23 protein-coding genes are annotated in these 21,730 nt (G+C 48.2%); 21 read left to right on the forward strand and 2 right to left on the reverse strand.

All coding sequences use genetic code 11. The annotated features are described in order from the left end of the window. The first annotated feature begins 1 nt into the window (after nt 1). The 18 genes from murD (at nt 2) to MKX70_RS14135 (ending at nt 16,933) form a co-directional block, all read left to right on the forward strand. Entirely contained in the window at nt 2-1,423 is a 1,422-nt protein-coding gene (murD, locus tag MKX70_RS14050) for a UDP-N-acetylmuramoyl-L-alanine--D-glutamate ligase (protein WP_340783610.1), read from the forward strand. 49 nt (nt 1,424-1,472) lie between these two features. Next, on the forward strand, nt 1,473-2,570 hold the full coding sequence (gene spoVE / locus MKX70_RS14055; RefSeq protein ID WP_042238529.1) for a stage V sporulation protein E: 1,098 nt from the start codon (nt 1,473-1,475) through the stop codon (nt 2,568-2,570). Nucleotides 2,571-2,575: 5 nt separating this feature from the next. Further along, the gene (murG, locus tag MKX70_RS14060) at nt 2,576-3,691 is read left to right on the forward strand and encodes an undecaprenyldiphospho-muramoylpentapeptide beta-N-acetylglucosaminyltransferase (RefSeq protein ID WP_340783614.1); all 1,116 of its coding nucleotides are present in this window, start codon (nt 2,576-2,578) and stop codon (nt 3,689-3,691) included. Between the two features lie 184 nt (nt 3,692-3,875). Next, nucleotides 3,876-5,159: a UDP-N-acetylglucosamine 1-carboxyvinyltransferase gene (gene murA / locus MKX70_RS14065; RefSeq protein ID WP_042238527.1), complete on the forward strand. Its 1,284-nt coding sequence runs from the start codon at nt 3,876-3,878 to the stop codon at nt 5,157-5,159. Nucleotides 5,160-5,225: 66 nt separating this feature from the next. Then, entirely contained in the window at nt 5,226-5,990 is a 765-nt protein-coding gene (locus tag MKX70_RS14070) for a cell division protein FtsQ/DivIB (protein ID WP_042238526.1), read from the forward strand. A 340-nt stretch (nt 5,991-6,330) separates the two neighbouring features. Next, entirely contained in the window at nt 6,331-7,593 is a 1,263-nt protein-coding gene (gene ftsA, locus MKX70_RS14075; RefSeq protein WP_042238525.1) for a cell division protein FtsA, read from the forward strand. Nucleotides 7,594-7,657: 64 nt separating this feature from the next. Continuing rightward, nucleotides 7,658-8,773, forward strand: a complete 1,116-nt coding sequence (gene ftsZ / locus MKX70_RS14080; RefSeq protein WP_042139382.1) for a cell division protein FtsZ — start codon at nt 7,658-7,660, stop codon at nt 8,771-8,773. A gap of 127 nt (nt 8,774-8,900) precedes the next feature. Then, on the forward strand, nt 8,901-9,785 hold the full coding sequence (locus tag MKX70_RS14085; RefSeq protein WP_340840198.1) for an Rpn family recombination-promoting nuclease/putative transposase: 885 nt from the start codon (nt 8,901-8,903) through the stop codon (nt 9,783-9,785). Nucleotides 9,786-9,995: 210 nt separating this feature from the next. After that, nucleotides 9,996-10,961: a sigma-E processing peptidase SpoIIGA gene (gene spoIIGA, locus MKX70_RS14090; RefSeq protein WP_197072976.1), complete on the forward strand. Its 966-nt coding sequence runs from the start codon at nt 9,996-9,998 to the stop codon at nt 10,959-10,961. A 23-nt stretch (nt 10,962-10,984) separates the two neighbouring features. Beyond that, nucleotides 10,985-11,704, forward strand: coding sequence for an RNA polymerase sporulation sigma factor SigE (sigE, locus tag MKX70_RS14095; protein WP_039304286.1), 720 nt, complete (start codon nt 10,985-10,987; stop codon nt 11,702-11,704). A gap of 78 nt (nt 11,705-11,782) precedes the next feature. Beyond that, nucleotides 11,783-12,565, forward strand: a complete 783-nt coding sequence (sigG, locus tag MKX70_RS14100) for an RNA polymerase sporulation sigma factor SigG (RefSeq protein ID WP_039304289.1) — start codon at nt 11,783-11,785, stop codon at nt 12,563-12,565. Nucleotides 12,566-12,730: 165 nt separating this feature from the next. Continuing rightward, a complete protein-coding gene (locus MKX70_RS14105; RefSeq protein ID WP_039304293.1) occupies nt 12,731-13,075 on the forward strand; it encodes a YlmC/YmxH family sporulation protein in 345 nt (114 codons plus the stop codon). A 145-nt stretch (nt 13,076-13,220) separates the two neighbouring features. Next, nucleotides 13,221-14,078 (forward strand): peptidoglycan editing factor PgeF, encoded by an 858-nt coding sequence (pgeF, locus tag MKX70_RS14110; RefSeq protein WP_042238523.1) that lies wholly within the window; start codon nt 13,221-13,223, stop codon nt 14,076-14,078. Beyond that, nucleotides 14,079-14,765 carry a YggS family pyridoxal phosphate-dependent enzyme gene (locus MKX70_RS14115; RefSeq protein ID WP_042238522.1) on the forward strand — a complete coding sequence of 229 codons (687 nt, stop codon included), beginning with the start codon at nt 14,079-14,081 and terminating at the stop codon, nt 14,763-14,765. Between the two features lie 11 nt (nt 14,766-14,776). Next, nucleotides 14,777-15,220 carry a cell division protein SepF gene (locus tag MKX70_RS14120; protein WP_039304302.1) on the forward strand — a complete coding sequence of 148 codons (444 nt, stop codon included), beginning with the start codon at nt 14,777-14,779 and terminating at the stop codon, nt 15,218-15,220. A 34-nt stretch (nt 15,221-15,254) separates the two neighbouring features. Beyond that, nucleotides 15,255-15,497, forward strand: a complete 243-nt coding sequence (locus tag MKX70_RS14125) for a YggT family protein (RefSeq protein WP_042243191.1) — start codon at nt 15,255-15,257, stop codon at nt 15,495-15,497. Nucleotides 15,498-15,501: 4 nt separating this feature from the next. After that, the gene (locus MKX70_RS14130) at nt 15,502-16,284 is read left to right on the forward strand and encodes a YlmH family RNA-binding protein (protein WP_042238520.1); all 783 of its coding nucleotides are present in this window, start codon (nt 15,502-15,504) and stop codon (nt 16,282-16,284) included. Between the two features lie 163 nt (nt 16,285-16,447). Beyond that, nucleotides 16,448-16,933, forward strand: coding sequence for a DivIVA domain-containing protein (locus MKX70_RS14135; protein WP_039304308.1), 486 nt, complete (start codon nt 16,448-16,450; stop codon nt 16,931-16,933). A gap of 136 nt (nt 16,934-17,069) precedes the next feature. Here the strand turns inward: MKX70_RS14135 and MKX70_RS14140 are convergent, their stop codons facing one another. Then, entirely contained in the window at nt 17,070-17,507 is a 438-nt protein-coding gene (locus MKX70_RS14140; RefSeq protein ID WP_042238517.1) for a hypothetical protein, read from the reverse strand. A 112-nt stretch (nt 17,508-17,619) separates the two neighbouring features. On the opposite strand from MKX70_RS14140, the gene MKX70_RS14145 reads away from it, so the two are divergent. Then, nucleotides 17,620-18,591: a CgeB family protein gene (locus MKX70_RS14145; RefSeq protein ID WP_340783631.1), complete on the forward strand. Its 972-nt coding sequence runs from the start codon at nt 17,620-17,622 to the stop codon at nt 18,589-18,591. Between the two features lie 234 nt (nt 18,592-18,825). On the opposite strand, the gene MKX70_RS14150 is transcribed toward MKX70_RS14145, so the two are convergent. After that, on the reverse strand, nt 18,826-19,125 hold the full coding sequence (locus MKX70_RS14150; protein ID WP_445323705.1) for a transposase: 300 nt from the start codon (nt 19,123-19,125) through the stop codon (nt 18,826-18,828). A gap of 278 nt (nt 19,126-19,403) precedes the next feature. Between MKX70_RS14150 and MKX70_RS14155 the strand changes: the two genes are divergently transcribed. Both MKX70_RS14155 and MKX70_RS14160 read left to right on the forward strand, forming a co-directional pair. Then, nucleotides 19,404-20,744, forward strand: a complete 1,341-nt coding sequence (locus MKX70_RS14155; protein ID WP_340783633.1) for a nucleotide sugar dehydrogenase — start codon at nt 19,404-19,406, stop codon at nt 20,742-20,744. Between the two features lie 103 nt (nt 20,745-20,847). Then, nucleotides 20,848-21,591, forward strand: coding sequence for a glycosyltransferase domain-containing protein (locus MKX70_RS14160; RefSeq protein WP_340783635.1), 744 nt, complete (start codon nt 20,848-20,850; stop codon nt 21,589-21,591). The last annotated feature ends 139 nt before the right edge of the window (nt 21,592-21,730 follow it).

Genomic DNA, 21,730 nt, shown 5'->3' on the forward strand with positions numbered 1-21,730 from the left:
TATGAAGCATCCGGATTTGTACCGTGGTGAAGAAGTGGTCGTCCTGGGGCTCGCCAAAAGCGGCGTCCAGGTGGCCAAGGTGCTGCATGAGCGCGGCGCGGTTGTGACGGTCAATGATAAAAAGGAAAGAGATCAAAGTCCCGAAGCTTCCGAACTGGAATCTTTGGGAATTTATGTTATATGCGGCGGGCATCCGGAGGGGCTGATTCATGAGGGTGTTGCACTTGTTGTCAAGAATCCGGGGATTCCCTATTCCGTGGCTCCGGTGCAGCAGGCTCTTGAGCTTGGCATCGAAGTCGTAACGGAGGTAGAGGTGGCTTACCATCTCTGCGCCGCACCTATGATCGGTATTACGGGCTCCAACGGGAAGACGACTACAACGACCTGGGTTGGCCGTATGCTGGAGGCAGCGGGGATGAGGCCTATAGTTGCCGGGAACATCGGTACGCCGCTCTGTCAGGCCGCTCAGGAGGCTGACGTGGACAACTGGATGGTTGTCGAGCTCAGCAGCTTCCAGCTCAAGGGGACGGAAGCCTTCCGGCCTAAGGTCGCTGCCCTGTTGAATGTTGCCGAGACCCATCTGGATTATCATGGGGGGATGGAGGATTATGTGGCCTCCAAATCCAAGCTGTTCGCGAATCAGGGGCCGGGCGACACTGCTGTACTGAATTGGGATGATCCGGTCTGCCGCGAGCTGGTTCCTTATATCAAAGCAGGCATCCTGCCCTTCTGCATGACCGAAGAGCTGGTTCAGGGCATCTTTGTCCGTCCATCCTATCTGCCGGAGACAGAAGATGATCTTAAGCGGGTCATCATCTACCGGGATTATACGGAGAGCGAGACTGAAATAGCCGATGTGGATTCGATTGGCCTTCCGGGCCGCTTCAATGTGGAGAATGCGCTGGCCGCCTGCGGCATTGCCATTGCCGCAGGCGCGGACCCGGCTGTGCTTGGCGGAGTGCTGGCTTCCTTCCGCGGTGTGGAGCACCGGCTGGAATATGTGACAGACAAGGCGGGGGCCGCCTACTATAACAATTCTAAGGCTACCAATTCCAAAGCTACAGCCATGGCGCTGGGGTCCTTCAAGAAGCCGGTCATCCTCGTTGCCGGAGGTCTGGACCGCGGTTCTGATTATATGGAGCTGCTGCCTGTCCTCGGAGGGAACGTCAAGGCCCTGGTGGCCCTTGGGGAGACGAAGGACAAGCTGGCCGTGGTTGCGCAGCTGGCAGGAGTAAAGACAATCATCTCCGTCGATAATGGGGAGAGCGCCGCCGCCGTGCTGCAAGAGGCCGTGCGGGAGGCTTCCGCTCTTGCGGAAGCAGGAGATGTAGTTCTCCTCTCTCCTGCCTGTGCCAGCTGGGATATGTTTACATCCTATGAAGAGCGCGGGCGTATTTTTAAAGAGGCGGTGCATAACCTTTAAGTAGGGGGGTGGATAAGCCCCTACTACGGATGCAAGAGGTGTGCTCCTGATGAACAAATCCCGTCATGCGCCCGATATCTGGCTGCTGCTTCCGATATTGGCTTTGCTGGCCATCGGTATGGTAATGGTATACAGCGCCGGGTCCGTTTTAGGCTTCCGCAATTATGGCGACTCGTTTTATTTTGTCAAAAGACAGCTGCTGTTCGCAGGCCTGGGTCTTATCGCCATGTTCATCACCGCGAATACGGATTATGTGGTGCTGAAGAAGTTCGCCAGGCCGGTCTTGCTTGTCTGCTTCGTACTGCTGGTGTTGGTGCTGGTTCCCGGCATAGGGGTCGTGCGCGGCGGTGCGCGCAGCTGGCTGGGGATCAGCTCCTTCGGCATCCAGCCCTCGGAGTTCATGAAGATGGGGATGATCCTCTTTCTGGCCAAATGGCTCGGAACAGAGGATTACGATATTTCCAGCTTCACCCGTGGACTGCTTCCGCCGCTTGCGCTGATCGGTTCCGCTTTTGCGCTGATCATGCTCCAGCCGGATCTCGGTACAGGCACTGTCATGTTCGGGGCTGCCTTGATGATGGTCTTCACGGCAGGGGCCCGGATGAAGCATCTGCTCTCCCTGGGCGCGCTGGGTATCGCAGGGTTCGTGGGGCTTATTGCCGCCGCACCCTACCGTCTGCAGCGGATTACGGCCTTCCTGGACCCCTGGTCCGATCCGCTCGGGGCCGGATATCAGATCATACAGTCACTGTACGCGATTGGACCCGGCGGACTGGGGGGCTTGGGTCTCGGCATGAGCCGGCAGAAGTACAGCTATGTGCCGGAGCCGCAGACCGATTTTATTTTCTCCATACTGGCTGAGGAGCTTGGGTTTATCGGGGGGCTGGCAGTGCTGCTGCTCTTCCTGATTCTGATTTGGCGCGGAATGAAGGTAGCAATGAGTCTGCCGGACCGTTTCGGCAGCTATCTGGCCGTAGGCATCGTATGTATGGTCGCTATTCAGGTGATCATCAACATCGGTGTGGTTATCGGCCTCATGCCGGTTACCGGCATTACGCTTCCGCTGATCAGCTACGGAGGCTCATCGCTGACCCTGATGCTTACAGCCCTTGGCATTCTACTTAATTTATCCCGTTATGCGAGGTGAAAGACATGCGTATTGTATTAAGCGGCGGCGGTACGGGCGGACATATCTATCCGGCCGTAGCCGTAGCCAGACAGCTGGAATGCGAAGAAGAGAAATCCGTCTTCCTGTATATCGGGGGTAAACGCGGTCTGGAGAGCAAGCTTGTTCCGCAAGAGAATCTGCCCTTTAAAGCGATAGATATTACCGGCTTCCGCCGTAAGCTCTCGATGGACAATGTGAAGACGGTAATGCGTTTTCTGAAGGGGGTGAAGGCCTCCAAAGCCATGCTGCGGGAGTTCAAGCCGGATGTCGTCATCGGCACCGGCGGATATGTCTGCGGGCCGGTAGTGTACGCTGCATCCCGGCTAGGCATCCCGACCCTTATCCATGAACAGAACGCGATTCCGGGCCTGACCAACCGTTTCCTAAGCCGGTATGCCGATACGGTCGCCGTAAGCTTTGAAGGCACGGAGCCCGCTTTTCCAGGGGCTAAGAACGTAATCTACACGGGCAACCCCCGGGCAACTACGGTAATGACTGCCAACCCGCAGCGGGGATTCGCTTCACTTGGGATTCCTGAAGGCAGTACGGTTGTGCTGGTAGTCGGAGGAAGCGGAGGCGCCAAGGCAATTAACCAGGCGATGATTGAAATGGCTCCGTTTGTGGGTAAGGGTAATGGTGTTCACTATGTGTATGTTACCGGAGAGGCTTATTTCGAGGAAACCCGTAAAGCTGTGCGCGAGAAGCTCGGAAGCTTGCCGAACTCCCTGCATATTCTTCCGTATATTCATAATATGCCCGAGGTGCTGGCCTGTACTTCACTCATCGTGAACCGGGCGGGGGCATCGTTTCTTGCAGAGATTACTGCGCTTGGCATTCCTTCTGTGCTTATCCCTTCTCCCAATGTGACGAATAATCACCAGGAAGCGAATGCCAGACAGCTTGAACGTGAAGGGGCAGCCGTTGTGCTGCTGGAGAAGGATCTGAGCGGCGAGGCACTATTCGCAGCGGTGCATAAGATTATCGGAGCGGACGCTGCACGCCGCAGTATGTCTGATGCCTCAAGGCGGCTGGGTAAAAGAGATTCCGCCTCGCTGGTTGTCGCCGAGCTCCGCAGACTGGCTGCAGGCCGGAAACGCTAGAATCCGGGCTTACATTGTCACACACGAGAGGTCACGAACATAGGATGATCCTATAATCGTGACAATCACCCAGAGCACTTCCAGTTCATGAAATGTGGAGCGGGCAGCTTCCCGGCCTATTTCTGTTGATCTGTGTACAGGAAGTGCCCAACGGTGGGTGAGCGGTAATCTCGGAGGTGATACATTGGACAAATTGGTGATTGAGGGTGGAAATCCCCTGTCAGGCACCATACGTATCCATGGAGCGAAAAATGCGGCCCTGCCGATTCTGGCGGCAAGCCTGCTGGCCGAAGGAGTTCACTCACTGCATAATGTGCCGAAGCTGCTGGACATCGAAACTATGCTGGATATTCTGGAAAGGCTGGGCTGCAGGGCCGTGCATGAAGACGAAACGGTTACGGTCGATACAACCTACGTCGCAACCTCGCATGTTCCGGAGGATTTAATGCGGCAGATGAGATCCTCCATTTTTCTAATGGGACCGCTTCTGTCCAGGTTTGGTGAAGTGACGATTTATCAGCCGGGCGGCTGTGCCATCGGGGAACGCAAAATTGATCTTCACCTGCAGGGTCTGAAGCTGCTCGGGGCGGAGATTGAGGAAACCAGCGGGATGATCTGCTGCCGGGCTGCCAAACTGACGGGCTGTGATATTCATCTGGATTATCCAAGCGTTGGAGCCACGGAGAATATCATGATGGCAGCCGCTATGGCGGAAGGGACAACGACGGTGTCTGGGGCGGCCAGAGAGCCGGAAATCCAGGATCTGCAGAATTTCCTGAATGCGATGGGTGCGCAAATCATCGGTGCAGGAACAGATACGATCACCATCCAGGGCGTCTCCAAGCTGTATCCGTGCAATTATGAGGTCATTCCCGACCGGATTGTCGCCGGGACCGTAATGATCGCTGCGGCAGCTACAAGGGGGAATGTGACGCTGACCCACACCAACGCAGGACATTTGACTTCTCTGATCCATGTTCTGAGGCGTGCCGGTGTTCAAATTACAGTTTGCAATGATATAATTAATATCAGCTGTATGGGGCGTCCGCGTGCAGTAGAAAGAATTGTAACCTCTCCTTATCCTTCGTTCCCTACAGATCTGCAATCCCAGGTGATGGTCCTTTTATCCCTGGCTGACGGATTCAGCGTGATTAAAGAAACTGTATTTGAAGGGCGCTTTAAGCATGTAGAGGAGATGGCGCGGATGGGAGCCGACATTTCCATTGACCTGAACCGGGCTTTTATACGCGGAGTGCAGAGATTGTACGGAGCTACGGTAGAAGCTACCGACCTGCGTGCCGGAGCTGCCCTGGTTATCGCCGGACTTGCCGCTCAAGGGACTACCGTTGTTGAGCAGGCGCATCATATTGACCGCGGATATGATGGCATTGAGGTACTGTTTCAGAAGCTGGGTGCACGGATTAGTCGCAAGGTACCTGTGCCGGACCCTCTGGATTTGGCCAATTAAAGCTCCCTGTCTCCTTCGGCCCGAGTGCGCGGGAAGGAGACAGGGCCTTATTACGGAGATATGAGAATGCCTAAAACCCGAATGCCTCTTCTTAAAGAGGACAAGCCCAGTAAGAGAATGAGCCGTAAAATTACCATTATCCTGCTACTGTTGTTTATTGCGCTGCTGGCCGTGATATTTTTCCGTTCGTCCGTCAGTAAGATTACAGCTATCCATTTCCAGGGGGATAAATATACATCCCGGGAGGAATTGCTTGCCGCAAGCGGTCTTACGATCGGCGGACAGTTCTTCGCAGTCTCCGGAGATTCCGTGGAAAGTGCATTGACAGAACTGAAGACGGTTCAGGAAGCGGCTGTGGACAAGAGTTTCCCCGGTGTGATTAACATCAGCATTAAGGAATTCCCCGCAGTGGCATACGAGCTGGATGAGGCTGGATCGCTTGAGGCGATTCTGTCCAGCGGAGCTGCAGTATCTGTCAAGGATACAGGGATTGCCGTTGAAAAGCCGATATTAACCAACTGGAAGGCTGATGATCCGTACAAGACGAAGCTGTGCCAGGCGCTGGCTGATATTCCGAATGAACTGACCAGTGATATATCCGAGATCGTCCCCTCCCCGACTTTGTCTTTTCCGGACCGTATTAAGCTGTATACACGTTCACGGTTTGAGGTCATTACGGCAATTTCACTGCTTAAGGACAAAGTGGAATACCTAAATCAAGTAATTGAAAATGAGCAGCCGGGATTGATCAAGATGCTTGAGGCCGATTCTTATGTCCCATTTCATACGGAAGCGGAGGATTCCGGGGAGGATGCAGACACACAAGAGTAAATAGTCCCTACTAATAGAGCGGAAAAAATGCTACAATCGGTTTTACGGGCAATAAGCAACCTCCCTCTTTTTTCTGCGGATTTTTTGAAATACATTCATGGATATAGCTGTCATTTCTTAAAAGGTAGAACTTATATGCTTTAGAAAAAATTAAAAGCAGTTGTTTGCATGCCAAAAGGCTGTTATATTATTCCATTCAAAAAATTTGTAGAAAAAAGAGGGAAAGGATTAGGGATGTTGAATATGTACAGAGAAGTTTCCCGGGACCGGGATCAAAGCGCATTTTCTATTTATTTGGCTTCACAATTCATTATGATTATAACAGGAGGTGCCATAGGGCTTGAGCAACAATGACATCATTGTTAGTTTGGACATCGGTACATCCAAAGTTCGGGCAATAATTGGGGAAGTTACCAATGGAACCTTTAATATTATTGGCGTTGGATCTGCTGATTCGGAAGGAATACGCAAGGGTGCGATTGTAGACATCGATCAGACTGTGCAATCGATCAAGAGTGCCGTAGAGCATGCGGAGCAAATGGTCGGTATTCAAATATCCGAGGTGTATGTCGGTATATCCGGTAATCATATCGGCCTGCAATCCAGTCACGGTGTAGTTGCCGTGCAGAATGAAGACCGTGAGATCGGCGAAGAAGATATCGACCGCGTAATCAAGGCTGCTGAGGTCATAGCACTGCCTCCTGAGCGCGAAGTCATTGATGTTGTCGCCAAGCAATATATCGTCGACGGGCTTGAAGGAATTCAAGATCCGCGCGGAATGATCGGAGTTCGCCTCGAGGTTGAAGCAACGATCATTACCGGGGCTAAGACACCAATACATAATCTGCTGCGCTGCGTGGAGAAATCAGGTCTGAAGGTTAAAGATCTTGTGCTTATGTCTCTCGGGGCAGGCGGATTAGCGCTTTCCAAGGATGAGAAATCAATGGGAGCAGTACTGGTGGATATCGGTGCCGGCCAGGCGACGATAGCCGTATATGAAGAAGGTTCCTTGTGCGCAACCTCTACGATTCCGATCGGAGGAGAATTTATAACCAATGATATTGCATACGGTCTGCGAACGCTTACCGATCAGGCTGAGAAGGTCAAGCTGAAATATGGCTGTGCCTGGATTGATGACGCCGCCTCGGATGTCGTGTTCAAGGTTCTGCGGATCGGCAGCAATGTTGAGAAGGAATTCAACCAGGAGGATCTGGCGGCGATTATTGAGCCCAGAGTTCAAGAAATCTTCCATCTGATCCGCCAGGAAGTGAAGCGGCTTGGTTACAATGAGCTTCCGGGAGGTTATATACTAACGGGTGGCACCGTTTCGATGCCGGGTGTCCTGAAGGTCGCCCAGACTGAGCTGGCAGCCTCCGTACGTATTGCCGTACCTGATTATATTGGAGTACGTGACCCCGGGTTCACCGGCGGTGTAGGTATACTCCATACCGTTGTGCGCAGATTCCGCGGACGAAGCAGCGGCGGAAGCGCCAATAAGAAGACGGTTAACCGCAGCAAGCAAAGTGCTGCACCTAGCCAGGATTCTTCCAAGAAGCCGGGGCTGGTAGAACGTCTAAAGAATATGTTCAGCGAGTTCATATAAGTGTAAGTCCAGATATACTTGGACTGGCCATCCAAGCACTACTCAAGGGGGAGATGGAAACAATATGTTGGAATTTGATTTTGAAATGGAGAGCTTAGCCCAAATAAAGGTCATCGGCGTAGGCGGCGGCGGAAGCAATGCTGTAAACCGGATGATTGAAAATGGCGTTCAGGGTGTTGAATTCATTACGGTTAATACAGATGCCCAAGCGCTGCATATGGCCAAATCGGAGCATAAACTGCAAATCGGGGATAAACTGACCCGCGGACTTGGCGCTGGAGCCAATCCTGAGGTGGGGAAGAAAGCGGCTGAAGAATCCCGCGATCTGATTTCAAATACGCTTAAAGGTGCAGATATGGTATTCGTAACCGCAGGTATGGGCGGGGGTACCGGAACAGGCGCAGCGCCTGTAATTGCTGAGATTGCCAGAGAGTGCGGAGCATTGACGGTTGGCGTCGTGACCCGTCCGTTTACTTTTGAAGGCAGAAAACGTTCCAATCAGGCAGAACTGGGAATCGAAGCGTTGAAAGAAAAAGTGGATACGCTGATCGTGATTCCGAATGACCGCCTGCTGGAAATTGTGGATAAGAAAACACCAATGCTGGAGGCTTTCCGTGAAGCGGATAATGTACTCCGCCAGGCTGTGCAAGGGATATCTGATCTCATTGCCGTTCCCGGCCTGATCAACCTTGACTTTGCCGATGTGAAGACCATCATGACAGAACGCGGTTCGGCGCTTATGGGCATCGGAATTGCCACCGGCGAGAACCGTGCGTCAGAGGCGGCCCGCAAAGCCATTATGAGCCCGCTCCTCGAAACCTCGATTGAAGGTGCGCGCGGTGTAATCATGAACATCACAGGGGGCTCTAACCTCTCCCTGTACGAGGTTAATGAAGCGGCTGAGATTGTTACTTCTGCTTCGGACCCCGAAGTGAATATGATCTTCGGTGCCATTATCGAAGAGAGCATGAAGGACGAAATCAAGGTTACGGTAATTGCTACCGGCTTTGAACATAAGCCTTCCCCTGTAGCGCCTGCTCGCCGTCCTGCATCCAGCAGTGAGCCGGCAGCGGACAAGGATAAGAATGCGAATCTGCGTCCGTTCGGCAATCAGACAACCTCTGATCAGCTGGATATTCCAACCTTCCTGCGCAACCGGACACGCGGCAACAATGATTAAGAACTAAGAGCAATGAACTGCATAGCTTTTTACGGAAGCACCGTATTCAACCCGCCTTGAGCCGGGACGAATACGGTGTTTTTTTGTTTTTCAGGCTGTTATAATAACGATAACGGGAGACGATGGAATGGAGCTGCTGGACCCCCGGGTGGATTTTGTATTTAAACGGATATTTGCAAGCGAGAGTAACAAGGATGTGCTGCTGGCTTTTCTGAACCGGATATTCATGGATGCGGGAGATCCGCCGCTGGAGGAAGTAGTGCTGCTCAATCCTTATACAGATAAGGATGATCCGCTGGATAAGCTATCAATATTTGATATTTGGGCGAAGTCTGCAGACGGCAAGCTGATCAATATTGAAATGCAGCTGTTCAACAAATATGATATTGAGAAAAGGACCTTATATTACTGGAGCAAACGTTACGCGGGCCAGCTTCAGGTAAGCGGCAAATACACAGACCTCAAGAAACGCGTAACAATCAACATTCTGAATTATAAGGTGCTGCCTAACGAACATCCGCATAGTGTGTTTCACTTACGGGAGGATGCAACCGGAATGCCGCTCACGGATGATATTGAAATTCATTTTCTGGAATTACCCAAGCTGAATCAGCCAGCGGTTCCCGGCCAAGGCGGCCTGGTGAACTGGCTGCTGTTCTTGAAGGGAATAAACCACTCGGATTGGGAGGTGCTGTTGATGAACGAGCCTGCTTTGAGGAAGGCGATGGAAACCCTGGAGTTTCTGAGTCAGGATTCGGAAGCCCGGCGTAAATATGAGGACCGCCAGAAGTTTCTGCTTGACGAAGCCTCGCAGAGAGACGGTGCACAAAGAGAAGGGTTTGCTAAAGGCATAGCGGAAGGCAGAGAAGTAGGCAGAACAGAAGGCAGAGCAGAAGGTGAGCTCGAGGCAAAGCTGGAAATAGCCAAGAATCTCTTGGCTATGGGGATGGATCTTCCTTCTGTAATGAAGGCAACCGGACTGACTGAAGAAGAATTGAAATCTATTAGTTAAATAAATATTCGAACTTGAAGTCAGCCTCTACAGGCTGGCTTTTTGTTTTATCCTCTTAATATCTCTGCTGACCTATAACTCGACAAAAAAAACGTAAGTACGCCCCCCAAGTTTAGACAGACTTTGAATGCGAGAGTTCCTATACTAATCTTATCGTCTAAAAAGAGAGCCTTCACCCTGGCCTCCGGCTAGATATCCGTTACCAGGCAGGTGAAAACACTGGTTGTTTATATTGACTTGATCTTCGCCGCCAATCTGCTGATCGACGGAATTCTATTGTGGCTGACCAGCTGGCTGGTCAAGCTGAAGGTGTCCTGGTGGCGCCTGTCTCTCTCTGCGCTGGTTGGCGCGCTCTATGTCGTGATGATGTTTGTACCGGAGCTGTCCTTCATGTACACCTTCCTCATCAAGTTTGGGTTGTCGGTAGTGATGCTGTGGATCGCGTTTGGATTTAGAAGTCTGCAAAGCTATCTTCGTGCATTGGGGGCATTTTATATCATTAATTTTGCGGCGGCAGGAGGTATAGTAGGGATTCATTATTTGCTGCAAAGCTCAGGCGACATCTGGAACGGCATTATCTTTACTTCTTCAGGCGGCCAAGCTTACCGGCTGAAGATTGGATTCTGGTTCGTACTTGCGATGCTTCCGCTGGTGCTACTTCTCTTCAAGCTGATTCAAGCCTCACGCAGGCGCAGGGAGCAGCTGGAGACATATATCGGTGAAGTGACTGTGGAGATTGACGGTGTTATTGTTACTTGCCCCGGGCTGCTGGATACCGGAAACCGGCTGAATGATCCGCTTACGCGAATTCCGGTCATGGTTATGGAATCCTCATTATGGGAAGGCCATCTGCCGGCCTCATGGAAAGGGAGGCTGACACAGACGGGGGCAGATACACTTGTGCTGGAAGCGGACGGGCAGTCGTTCGCCTGGCAGGACAGAATACGGCTGGTGCCGTACAGAGGCGTTAACCGCGGGGCATCCTTCATGCTCGCGTTGAAGCCGGATTCAGTGATGATAAAGCTTGGCGGCGAAACCTTCTACAGCAAGAGGGTTCTCATCGGGCTGGATGGCGGGACACTGTCGGGAGACGGGGCGTACCGGGCGGTCATACATCCTGACCTGACCCACAATGAGAGCGCTGTAGAGGCGCCGGCAGACAAGGCTATGAGTTAAGGAACATATAGGAGGAACAATAAATGGTCAAATTCAAACTTGTGCTGCAACTGCAGTATTATCGCATGCTGTTTCTGCTGGGACTGAAGAGCCAGGAAATATATTATATCGGGGGCAGTGAAGCGCTGCCTCCTCCGCTTACTCGGGAAGAGGAAGAATTCCTGCTGCAGCGGCTCTCGAGCGGTGATGCAGCGGTCCGGGCCATGCTGATTGAACGCAACCTGCGGCTGGTGGTGTATATCGCCCGCAAATTTGAGAACACAGGGATCAATATCGAGGATCTTGTTTCCATCGGGGCGATAGGACTGATTAAAGCCGTCAACACCTTCGATCCGGAGAAAAAAATAAAACTGGCCACCTATGCCTCACGCTGTATTGAGAATGAAATTCTGATGTATCTGCGGCGCAACAGCAAAACTAGAAGCGAGGTTTCGTTTGATGAACCTCTGAATATTGACTGGGACGGCAACGAGCTGTTGCTATCGGATGTGCTGGGAACGGAGAATGACACGATTTACCGGAATATCGAAGAACAGGTGGACCGCAAGCTGCTGCAGAAGGCGCTGGAGAAGCTCAGTGAACGGGAAAGATTAATTATGGAGCTGCGGTTCGGACTGCGCGGCGGTGAGGAAAAAACCCAAAAGGATGTCGCTGATTTGCTTGGCATTTCCCAATCCTACATCTCGCGGCTGGAGAAAAGAATTATCAAGCGGCTGCGCAAGGAGTTCAACAAGATGGTGTAAGCTGAGGGAACCGAGGAATAAAATGCCGGACCGGGGAGATAATGTACAGTAATGTTTCTCCTTGGGAGGTAAATCATCATGACCCGAAATAAAGTCGAGATTTGCGGTGTGGACACCGCTAAGCTGCCCGTTCTTACGAACGTGGAAATGCGGGCATTGTTCACTTCGCTGCAGCAGCAGGGCGAGCGATCCGCCAGAGAGAAATTGGTAAATGGTAACCTTAGACTTGTTCTTAGCGTAATTCAAAGGTTCAATAATCGTGGGGAGTTCGTGGATGATCTGTTTCAGGTAGGCTGCATCGGACTCATGAAAGCCATCGATAATTTTGATTTATCGCAGAATGTCAAGTTCTCTACCTATGCGGTGCCGATGATCATCGGAGAGATCCGCCGCTACTTGCGTGACAACAACCCGATCCGGGTATCGCGCTCGCTGCGGGATATTGCCTATAAGGCCCTTCAGGTCCGTGACAGCCTGACCAATCAGAATTCGCGGGAACCGACGATCCTCGAGATTTCAGAAGCGCTCGGTGTACCTAAAGAGGATGTCGTCTTTGCCCTTGATGCTATTCAGGACCCGGTATCCCTGTTCGAGCCGATCTATCATGACGGCGGTGATCCGATCTATGTGATGGATCAGATCAGCGATGATAAGAACAAGGATGTATCCTGGATTGAAGAGATTGCTCTTCGTGAAGCGATGCAGCGGCTGGGACAGCGCGAGAAACGTATTTTGTCCATGCGGTTCTTTGAAGGTAAAACCCAGATGGAGGTAGCGGATGAGATTGGGATCTCACAGGCGCAGGTATCGCGGCTTGAGAAGTCGGCTATCCAGCAAATGCAAAAGCATGTGAAGTCTTAAACAGCAGGCTATAGATAAGCGGGGGATATTCCGGAAGGCGCGTAAGCGGCTGCCCGGGGTATCCTTTTGTATGTAACAACGAATGCCGGAAATGAATTAAGACATGTTGCCAAGCCTTAAGGACATATACTGGAGCTATAGGTCTGAATGTACAGGGGTGGCAGGATGAATGAAGATTCCGTAGGGTCAGGCAAAAAGATGAAAATCTCTGATTTTCAAACCAAGGATGTTATTAATATTGTGGACGGCAAGCGGCTCGGACAGATTAGTGATCTGGAGCTGGATCTGCGCCGGGGGGTTATTGATGCCATCATCGTACCGGGATATACAAGGTTCATGGGACTGTTCGGAGGCGGTGCCGATCTGATTATCCCGTGGCGGAATATCGTCAAGATCGGTGCCGATGTCGTCCTGGTAAAGATTGAGGAATCCCGGATGCCTCAGGGCCAGGAAGAGCGGGAGATGATGTATTTGGAGCGGCCGGAACGCAGCGAGCGGCGCACTTATTGAACAGGTGCGTCTTTTTTCTGCGTATATGGGTAAAGGCATAGGGTGGGCTCAGGAGAGTGCAGCGTTACATCACTTTGTGGGGTAGAGTTTGTGGGGTAGAGTTTATGGGGCTGAGTTTATGTTACACTTAAGCGGAGGTGAAGATATGGAACCGTTTATGCGGATTGACGGAACGCCTAGGCTGCTTCATCTGGAGCCGTGGCGTGAGAAGTATAATGCAATCACAGCAGGATTCACAGGCAGAGAGGGCGGCAGCGGTACGAAGCCGTATGACAGCTTCAACTGTGCGCTTCATGTCGGTGATGATCCGGCTATTGTGCTTAGCAACAGGAAGCTGCTGGCCGAAAGTCTTGGTTTCGGGCTCCAGTCCTGGACCTGCGGAGAACAAACCCATGGTAAAGATATAGCTGTAATTACAGAACAGGACCGCGGAAGAGGCAGCCTGGACCGGTCTACAGCTTTTCAGGCTACCGACGGGCTTCTGACTAATATGCCGGGTGTGCTGCTGACTTCCTTTTATGCGGATTGTGTGCCGCTATACTTCTATGACCCCGTGTACAGTGTTGTGGGGCTGGCACATGCAGGCTGGAAGGGGACTGTGGCAGAGATCGCAGCAGCGATGGCGGACAGAATGGAACAGGAGTATGGAAGCCGTCCGGAGGATATCCAGGCTGCTATAGGCCCTTCGATTGGCGAATGCTGCTACGAGGTAGATGATTATGTAATGGACCATGTCCGCCGGCTGGAGGCCGGGCTGAACCCGCTGATGATGGTGGAAGGGGCGCCGGACTTATATAGAAGCTCGGATAAGGACAGCAGCAAAAGTATGCTGAACTTGAAAGAAATGAATCAACGCATTATGATAAAAGCAGGAATATTGCCGACTCATATCGAATGTACATCTTGGTGTACAAGCTGTAACAGTGATCTGTTCTTTTCGTACCGCAAGGAAAATGGGGTTACAGGGAGAATGACGAGCTGGATCGGAATAAAGGAGAGTTGAATGTTGGCCTCATTACAGGAAAGAATCGCCATCACCATGGAACGTGTCGCACAGGCCTGCGCGGTCAGCGGCCGTGAGGTGAGTGACGTCAAGGTTATCGCGGTGACGAAATATGTACCTCTGGACACGGTAGCTGCTGTACTGGAAGCAGGGCTCACGGAGATTGCGGAGAGCCGCTGGCAGGATGCAGAGCCTAAATGGAATGCGCTTGGACACAAGGGAATCTGGCACTTTATCGGGCATTTGCAGACCAATAAGGTAAAAGACGTTATCGGTAAATTTGAATATATACACTCGCTCGACCGGCTATCGCTGGCACGGGAACTCCACAAGAAGGCGGACGCCGCCGGACTGGATGTTAAGGTGTTCCTGCAGGTGAATATTTCCGGAGAAGATACAAAGTTCGGTTTACCGCCCGAAGCGGTGGAGGGGTTCCTGAAGGACATCGCCCCGCTAAACCGTGTGAAGGTAATCGGACTAATGACCATGGCCCCGCATGAGGAAGATCCGGAGCTTACCCGTCCCGTATTCCGGGGGCTGCGTGAGCTGCGTGATTCACTTAATCAGCTTGCTTTGACACCTGAGCCTATACAAGAGCTGTCGATGGGAATGTCGAATGATTTTGAAGTGGCGATACAGGAAGGAGCCACCCGGGTGCGCCTGGGTACGGTACTAGTAGGTCATTAGGAGGGAGATTGATGGGCGTGATGAACCGGTTTATGAGTTTCTTGGGTTTGCAGGAGGAAGAGGAAATAGTGGAGCGGGAGCAAATCTCCCGTGATGAGGATGAATACGAACCCGCCCCTGTAGAAACACGCAAAAATCAGCGGGCTAACGTCGTCAGTATCCATTCGCAAAAAAATGTGAAGGTTGTGCTCTACGAGCCGCGTTCATATGACGAGGCCCAGGAGATTGCCGACCATCTGCGTGCTCACCGCACGGTAGTTATTAATTTGCAGCGGGTGCGTAACGACCAGGCAATGAGGATTATTGATTTTTTAAGCGGAACAGTTTATGCCCTGGGTGGAGGAATATCCAAAATTGGGGGCAATATATTTATGTGCACTCCAGATACAGTGGAAATCCAAGGCTCCATAACAGAAATTCTTGGTGACGATCAAGACTACAACAGAATGAGGTGAGCAGGTTTTGGATCAAATATCTTCGATTATAGACATGCTATTTACAATTTACTATTACATGATTATCGTATACATTCTCATGTCCTGGCTGCCTAATCTGCGTGAGAACTTTATCGGTGAACTGCTCGGCAAGCTTGTCGAGCCGTATCTGACGCCATTCCGGAAGATTATTCCTCCGCTATTCGGAACGATCGACATCTCCCCGATTATTGCGATTGTCGTGCTCCGGTTTGCGGTAGGCGGGCTTCATTCCATTGTGGCCCTGGTGTTCGGCTAATCACATGAAGAATGAAATTTACGGCCACTTCCACCCGGATGAACGGCAATTTGTGGACAAGGCCTGGGAATGGGTTACGAATGCAGGAGAGTACCATGAGACCAAGCTGACCGAATTTCTCGATCCCCGTCAGGGATATATACTGCAGAGCCTGGTGAACCGCCATCCCGATGTCATTGTACGCTGGGAGGGCGGTTCTGACGATGCCGAGCGGAAGCGGGCTATGGTTGCGCCGGATTACCGTGATCTCACGGGTGAGGACATGGAGCTGAAAGTGCTGGCCATTACCTCGGGGGAGCAGAAATTCCTTGCGCTGGAGCATGGTGATTATATGGGCGCCATCCTGGGACTCGGCATCAAAAGAGGCAAGATCGGTGATATTCATGTGCTGGAGGACGGCTGTCACGTTGTGGTAGCTGAGGATATTGCCGATTATCTGTCCATGAATCTGACCGGTGTGCACCGGATCAGCGTTAGTACAGAGATATTGACGCTATCCGGCTTACGCAGCAGCCAGGTTAAGCTCGAAACGATGGATTTCACTGTGGCTTCTCTGAGACTTGACGGAATTGCAGCAGATGTGACCCGGCTAAGCCGGAGCAAAATTCTGGCTCCTATCAAAGCCGGACGTGTGCGGGTGAACTGGAAAGTGGAGGAAGATCCGTCCTGCAGTCTGAAAGACGGTGATGTAGTTTCTATCCAGGGTTTCGGACGGTTCAAGGTGCTGGAGATCGGCAGCTTGACGAAGAAAGGCCGTTACCGGATTCTGGTAGGCAAATTTGTCTGAGTTCTTTGCAGGATTACAGGCGTGCTTGTCGAAATTGATATTCTCAGGGAAACACCCCCCTTACACTTGGGGATATCCAAGCAAGCAGTCTTTCATCTTTGTCTTCCGGACGGAATATCGTTCAGGGACAATGGATGTCCGAAATTTCTAGGAGGTGCACAGCATGCCATTAACACCGCTCGATATACATAACAAGGAATTCTCTCGGAGAATCCGCGGTTATGACGAAGATGAGGTCAACGAATTTCTGGATCAGGTCATTAAGGATTACGAAAGCGTTATTCGAGAGAACAAAGAGCTGCACAACCAGCTTTTATCCATTCAGGAGCGACTTGATCATTTTGTCAATATTGAAGAAAGCCTGTCCAAGACCATTATCGTGGCTCAGGAGGCAGCAGATGATGTGAAGAACAACTCCAAGAAAGAGTCACAGCTGATCCTCAAGGAAGCGGAGAAAAATGCGGACCGGATCATCAACGAAGCGTTGTCCAAATCCCGCAAGGTAGCGATCGAGACAGAGGAGCTGCGCAAGCAGGCTTCCATCTACCGCACCCGTTTCCGGACCCTGCTGGAAGCCCAGCTGGAGCTGCTGTCGCAGGATGACTGGAATGCGCTTGAGAGCCGCGAGGTAAGCGAGAACGCGCTTTGAGCGCGGATACAGTCTTATGATCCGAACCTCCGGGACGATTCGGAACGCATGTGAGTAAAAAACTCCTTAGTAGAAGTGATCTTGTTTGTTTTAGAATAAACAAGACTTCTACAAAGGAGTTTTTTTGTTTGGATTTTTAAGCAGGTGCATATACTTTACCAGTGATACTCACTGGGCCTGTTATAGTGATGTCTCCCTGAAGGTCCTCCTCGTTTGTGGCAAACACTTGAAATGCATGGAATCCAACGGAGACATTCGTAAGAATAGTCTGGAACGTTGTGGTCATTTCAAGTGGTCCATCTTCATCGTTTGAAATGGACTCATGTTCAGTACTACCAACTGCCACTCCATCCATAAGGACTTGAAGTAATAGTATCGGCTGATCTGGTGGTGTAGCAAAAACGTTTGTCACCTGCCAACCTACTATAGTAGTGAGTTCTACAAAATTGGTTGCAGTAGGAACATTCATACCAAATGCTAATATCAAGGTTGGTGTTGCATCAATTGGGACAATTACTCCGTTGTGTAAATTGGTCTGTAGACTTCTAGCAAATTCAACTAAAGTATGTGCCATAAGTTCACCTCCACATATTTCATAGAAGCATTATATGGTGATTATTATTTTATGCTTGTGGCAATATCCTATAAATTAAAAAAAATCTTATATTTTCAAGGGAGGAAGATAAATGAAAATTCTTTTTATTACTTCGGGTTTTCGAGCAGTGTATTCCTTTTTTGAGCAAACTATAGTAGAAGCATTACATAATGCAGGTCACTATTGTGAATCTTTTACATTAAATAATGGCTTAAATGCATTAAAGCTTAAGAAGCAATCCTTGCAGCCAGAGCTAATATTGGTCATGGCCGGCTTGAAAATCTCCAAACCTATGCTGGAATTCATAAAACAAACAAAAGTAAAGTCAGCCATCTGGATGACGGAGGATCCATATTATATGGATTGGACCGTTCCGTTAATCCCTTATTTTGACTACATTTTCACCATTGATCAAGCTGCATTAGAACAATATACACAACTTGGGCATCCACAGGTGTATCATCTGCCACTGGGAACAGATCCGGAAATATTTCATCACGTACTAGTCTCTGATGAGTTCACAAGTGATATTTGTTTAGTGGGAGTGCCTTACAGTAACCGGATTGAGCTTATTGATTTCTTGCTGGAGAGAACAGATTATCAAATACAAATCGTTGGGAGAGGGTGGGGGAAGTATTATAATGAATGGGTTAAAAAAAACCGGGATTTAGATTTGGTGAATGCATGGGTAAAGCCTGAAACAGTTGTTAATTACTATAATGGTTCCAAGATCGTTTTAAATTGTCACCGTCTTTCTAATGAGAAATACAATAAAAATCGTATAGGTATTATTGCTAAAAGTATCAACAACCGTACCTTTGACGCTGCCAGTTGTGAAGCATTCCAGCTTACAGATTTCAAAGAAGAGCTGGCAAATCATTTTGAGGAAGGGAAAGAAGTTGTTTCTTACCAGGATAAGCATGATTTACTTGAGAAGACTCATTATTATATTGCACATGACGAAGAACGCAAACAAATTGCTGAAGAAGCTAGAAAACGTGTTCTGATTTCACATACTTTTCAGCATCGGATTCATCACTTGTTGCTGAAAGTTCAATCTTAAAGATCATAATTTCCCGGGATAAAAGAACGTTTGACAGGAAAACTGTTAAGCGTTTTTTTACTATGCGACTGTATATGCAAAAAAACATTATGTAAATCGTTGAAAATTTAGTCTTCTAACCTATTACGTTTTTGTTCTCTAGTCATATTATAGGGAGTAAACAGCAAGGGAGGTTATATGTTGGGTACCTATAATCATGACTAGTAGAACGCTCATAAAATAACGTTCGTAGGCTTAATGCTCTAACCCGTATTTCCAATGATGCGGGACAGGATTATTGTTGACCTCTTCAAGATACAACTCAATTCTTTGTTTGAGCTCTTCCTTCGATTTGACACGAAGATGCCTTAAAACTTGTTTTGTCATTTTTGCAAAGAAGCTTTCAATTACGTTTAGCCATGAACCATGTTTTGGTGTGAACGTAAATTCAAACCGTTCAGGTAAGGTTGCTAGATAGGCATTGGTCTCTTTGGAAATATGGGCAGAGTGGTTATCCAGTATGATTTGGATGCGTAATTCATGGCTATAAACAATTCACAACTCCGGTGACGCTCCTGCATTCATACCCTTCAGCCACTGCATGTTCTCGAACGTACTTAGCCAGAAGACGCTGCGTCCAAACCTCATACGAATAGCCAATCTTCCTAGGCCTTTGACAAACCAGTGAGATAACCCATGCCTTGGCTTATGGGGCTTGTGGAACGTTATGCTAGTTACAATATGCTTGTTATATCACGCAATCCATTCAATCCATTTTAACTAAAAAATAATGTAATTATAAGTGAAAAGTAGAAAGAAGGAAGGTTTTAGAATTGGAGAAGAACTCACCATATTCTAATTTAAAAGAAAAATTAATTTCTCTAAAGGCTAAAGTTGGCGTAATTGGACTTGGCTATGTAGGGATGCCTTTAGCAATTGAATTATCAAAAAAAGGTTACCAAGTTTATGGAATTGATATTAATGTAGAAAAAATCAGTAGATTAAAGAACATGGATTTCTATATGTCAGGAGTAAATAAAGAAGATTTACACGAAGTGATAAACAGTAAAAAATTTATTCCTACAAATGATTTTTCAGTAATTTCATCTTTAGATTCTATTAACATTTGTGTTCCTACTCCTTTAACAAAGGATAACATCCCGGATATGTCGTATATAAAATCAGTAGTTGAAGAAGTAAAACAATATATGCATAAAGAATTACTCATTATTTTAGAAAGTACTACTTATCCGGGTACAACAGAGGAATTGATCGAATATGAATTGACCCAAAAAGGATATAAAGCTGGCGAGGATTATTTTCTTTGTTTTTCCCCAGAAAGAGTAGATCCTGGTAATGGAAAATATAATACAAAAAACATACCAAAAGTAATTGGAGGAAAAACAAAATTCTGTACTGAAATAGCAACCTTGTTATATAAGGATGCCATTCAATCACTTGTGACTGTTTCTTCCCCTAAGATAGCCGAAATGAGTAAGCTTTTAGAAAATACATTTCGCAGTGTGAATATTGCATTCATTAATGAAATGGCCATGTTATGCGAAAAATTAGAAATAAATATATGGGAAGTAATTAAAGCGGCGAGTACAAAACCCTTTGGTTTTATGCCCTTTTCTCCTGGCCCTGGTGTTGGAGGACACTGCATTCCTCTTGACCCTATGTACTTATCATGGAAAGCAAGAGAATTAAACTTTTATAGCCGTTTCATTGAATTAGCACATGAAATAAATCATTATATGCCGGAGTATGTGTTAAATAAGGTTGAAATAGCGCTTAATAAGGTTAATAAATCTGTCAGAAACTCTAAAATATTATTACTAGGCATGGCGTATAAGCCGAATATTGATGATTTACGGGAATCTCCTAGTCTTTCGATCTATCATACATTAAAAGAAATGGGCGCTATAGTTGAATACAATGATCCTTATGCAACCCAGTTTACAGATAATGAAGGAAATATTGTACATTCCATTGAATTGGATCATCAAAATCTTCGTAATTTTGATTGTACTATCTTATTAACAAACCATAATGTTTATAACTACCACGAGATTTCGGAAAATTCCAACTTAATTATGGATACAAGAAATGCCTTTAAAAATATAGATAAACCTAACATTGTAAGGATCGGAGATTCTCATCCAGGTTGCTGAGCTTCATTCAGCATAACAGGTACCTGGCTCAGACTTTTGCGTTAGCAGACGCTGTGTAAGTGGTACACGTTTAGATTAGCAAACATACTGGAGGTATTTACTAATGGAGCAAAACAAAATAATATATCAATCTGAAGTAGGTACTTCAGTCGGTCAAATTAATAAAAATAAAGTTGTCGTTTATACTGCTATCACAGCTAATTATGACAATCTTTATGAACCCCAGTATAAATCCGATAAATTTGATTATGTATGCTTCACTGATAATCCGGATATAAAATCAAATTTTTGGAAGATAATACCCTTCCCGCGTGAGAATCTTGATTCGACAAGAAAGGCAAGATATGTAAAAATACAACCTCACTTGTTTTTTCAAGACTATAACTACAGTGTATGGGTAGATGCAAATATTACTATCGTTGGAGATCTACACGAGTTGCTGCAAAATTATTTGAAGGAATCTTCACTTGTCTTTTTTAGGCACTCTGATGGAAGAAACTGCATATATAAAGAGGCAGAAGTTTGCATACGGAGAAACAAAGATGACAAAAATGTCATTCTTGCCCAAGCTGAAAAATATGAAAAAGAGAGATATCCAGAAAATAATGGCCTTATTTCTACTGGAGTAATTCTAAGGAGACACAATGATCCAAAAATTATAGAAACAATGGACGCTTGGTGGAATGAAGTTGAAAACTTCAGTAAAAGAGATCAGATGAGCTTTAATTATATCGCTTGGAAGTATAATACCCCTTTTTCTATTCTCGATGATTACATTAGGGATAATAAATACTTCAAATGGAGAATTCACGACCATGAGACAAATCGAAAAAAATCTTTGATCTAATGTCAATACGAAGTATTAAAGTCACGAAGAATGAATATTTCGGTGGGATAGAGCCATTGAGTTAATAAGTGAGAGCCAGCCGGGGAGGGGGCTCTCTAAGCGAAAGTGACAGTTACTTGCATGGACAGCTCGATGCAAT

Origin of the sequence: Paenibacillus sp. FSL R7-0312 (assembly GCF_038004445.1) — a bacterium.
In the GTDB taxonomy this organism is placed as follows: domain Bacteria; phylum Bacillota; class Bacilli; order Paenibacillales; family Paenibacillaceae; genus Paenibacillus_AQ.

What these genes read in the sequence shown, in the direction of transcription:
- murD (WP_340783610.1), top strand. Translation starts at nt 2, where the DNA reads ATGAAGCATCCGGATTTGTACCGTGGTGAAGAAGTGGTCGTCCTGGGG.
- spoVE (WP_042238529.1), top strand. Translation starts at nt 1,473, where the DNA reads ATGAACAAATCCCGTCATGCGCCCGATATCTGGCTGCTGCTTCCGATA.
- murG (WP_340783614.1), top strand. Translation starts at nt 2,576, where the DNA reads ATGCGTATTGTATTAAGCGGCGGCGGTACGGGCGGACATATCTATCCG.
- MKX70_RS14070 (WP_042238526.1), top strand. Translation starts at nt 5,226, where the DNA reads ATGCCTAAAACCCGAATGCCTCTTCTTAAAGAGGACAAGCCCAGTAAG.
- ftsZ (WP_042139382.1), top strand. Translation starts at nt 7,658, where the DNA reads ATGTTGGAATTTGATTTTGAAATGGAGAGCTTAGCCCAAATAAAGGTC.
- MKX70_RS14085 (WP_340840198.1), top strand. Translation starts at nt 8,901, where the DNA reads ATGGAGCTGCTGGACCCCCGGGTGGATTTTGTATTTAAACGGATATTT.
- sigE (WP_039304286.1), top strand. Translation starts at nt 10,985, where the DNA reads ATGGTCAAATTCAAACTTGTGCTGCAACTGCAGTATTATCGCATGCTG.
- sigG (WP_039304289.1), top strand. Translation starts at nt 11,783, where the DNA reads ATGACCCGAAATAAAGTCGAGATTTGCGGTGTGGACACCGCTAAGCTG.
- MKX70_RS14105 (WP_039304293.1), top strand. Translation starts at nt 12,731, where the DNA reads ATGAATGAAGATTCCGTAGGGTCAGGCAAAAAGATGAAAATCTCTGAT.
- pgeF (WP_042238523.1), top strand. Translation starts at nt 13,221, where the DNA reads ATGGAACCGTTTATGCGGATTGACGGAACGCCTAGGCTGCTTCATCTG.
- MKX70_RS14115 (WP_042238522.1), top strand. Translation starts at nt 14,079, where the DNA reads ATGTTGGCCTCATTACAGGAAAGAATCGCCATCACCATGGAACGTGTC.
- MKX70_RS14120 (WP_039304302.1), top strand. Translation starts at nt 14,777, where the DNA reads ATGGGCGTGATGAACCGGTTTATGAGTTTCTTGGGTTTGCAGGAGGAA.
- MKX70_RS14125 (WP_042243191.1), top strand. Translation starts at nt 15,255, where the DNA reads ATGCTATTTACAATTTACTATTACATGATTATCGTATACATTCTCATG.
- MKX70_RS14130 (WP_042238520.1), top strand. Translation starts at nt 15,502, where the DNA reads ATGAAGAATGAAATTTACGGCCACTTCCACCCGGATGAACGGCAATTT.
- MKX70_RS14135 (WP_039304308.1), top strand. Translation starts at nt 16,448, where the DNA reads ATGCCATTAACACCGCTCGATATACATAACAAGGAATTCTCTCGGAGA.
- MKX70_RS14140 (WP_042238517.1), bottom strand. Translation starts at nt 17,507, where the DNA reads ATGGCACATACTTTAGTTGAATTTGCTAGAAGTCTACAGACCAATTTA.
- MKX70_RS14145 (WP_340783631.1), top strand. Translation starts at nt 17,620, where the DNA reads ATGAAAATTCTTTTTATTACTTCGGGTTTTCGAGCAGTGTATTCCTTT.
- MKX70_RS14160 (WP_340783635.1), top strand. Translation starts at nt 20,848, where the DNA reads ATGGAGCAAAACAAAATAATATATCAATCTGAAGTAGGTACTTCAGTC.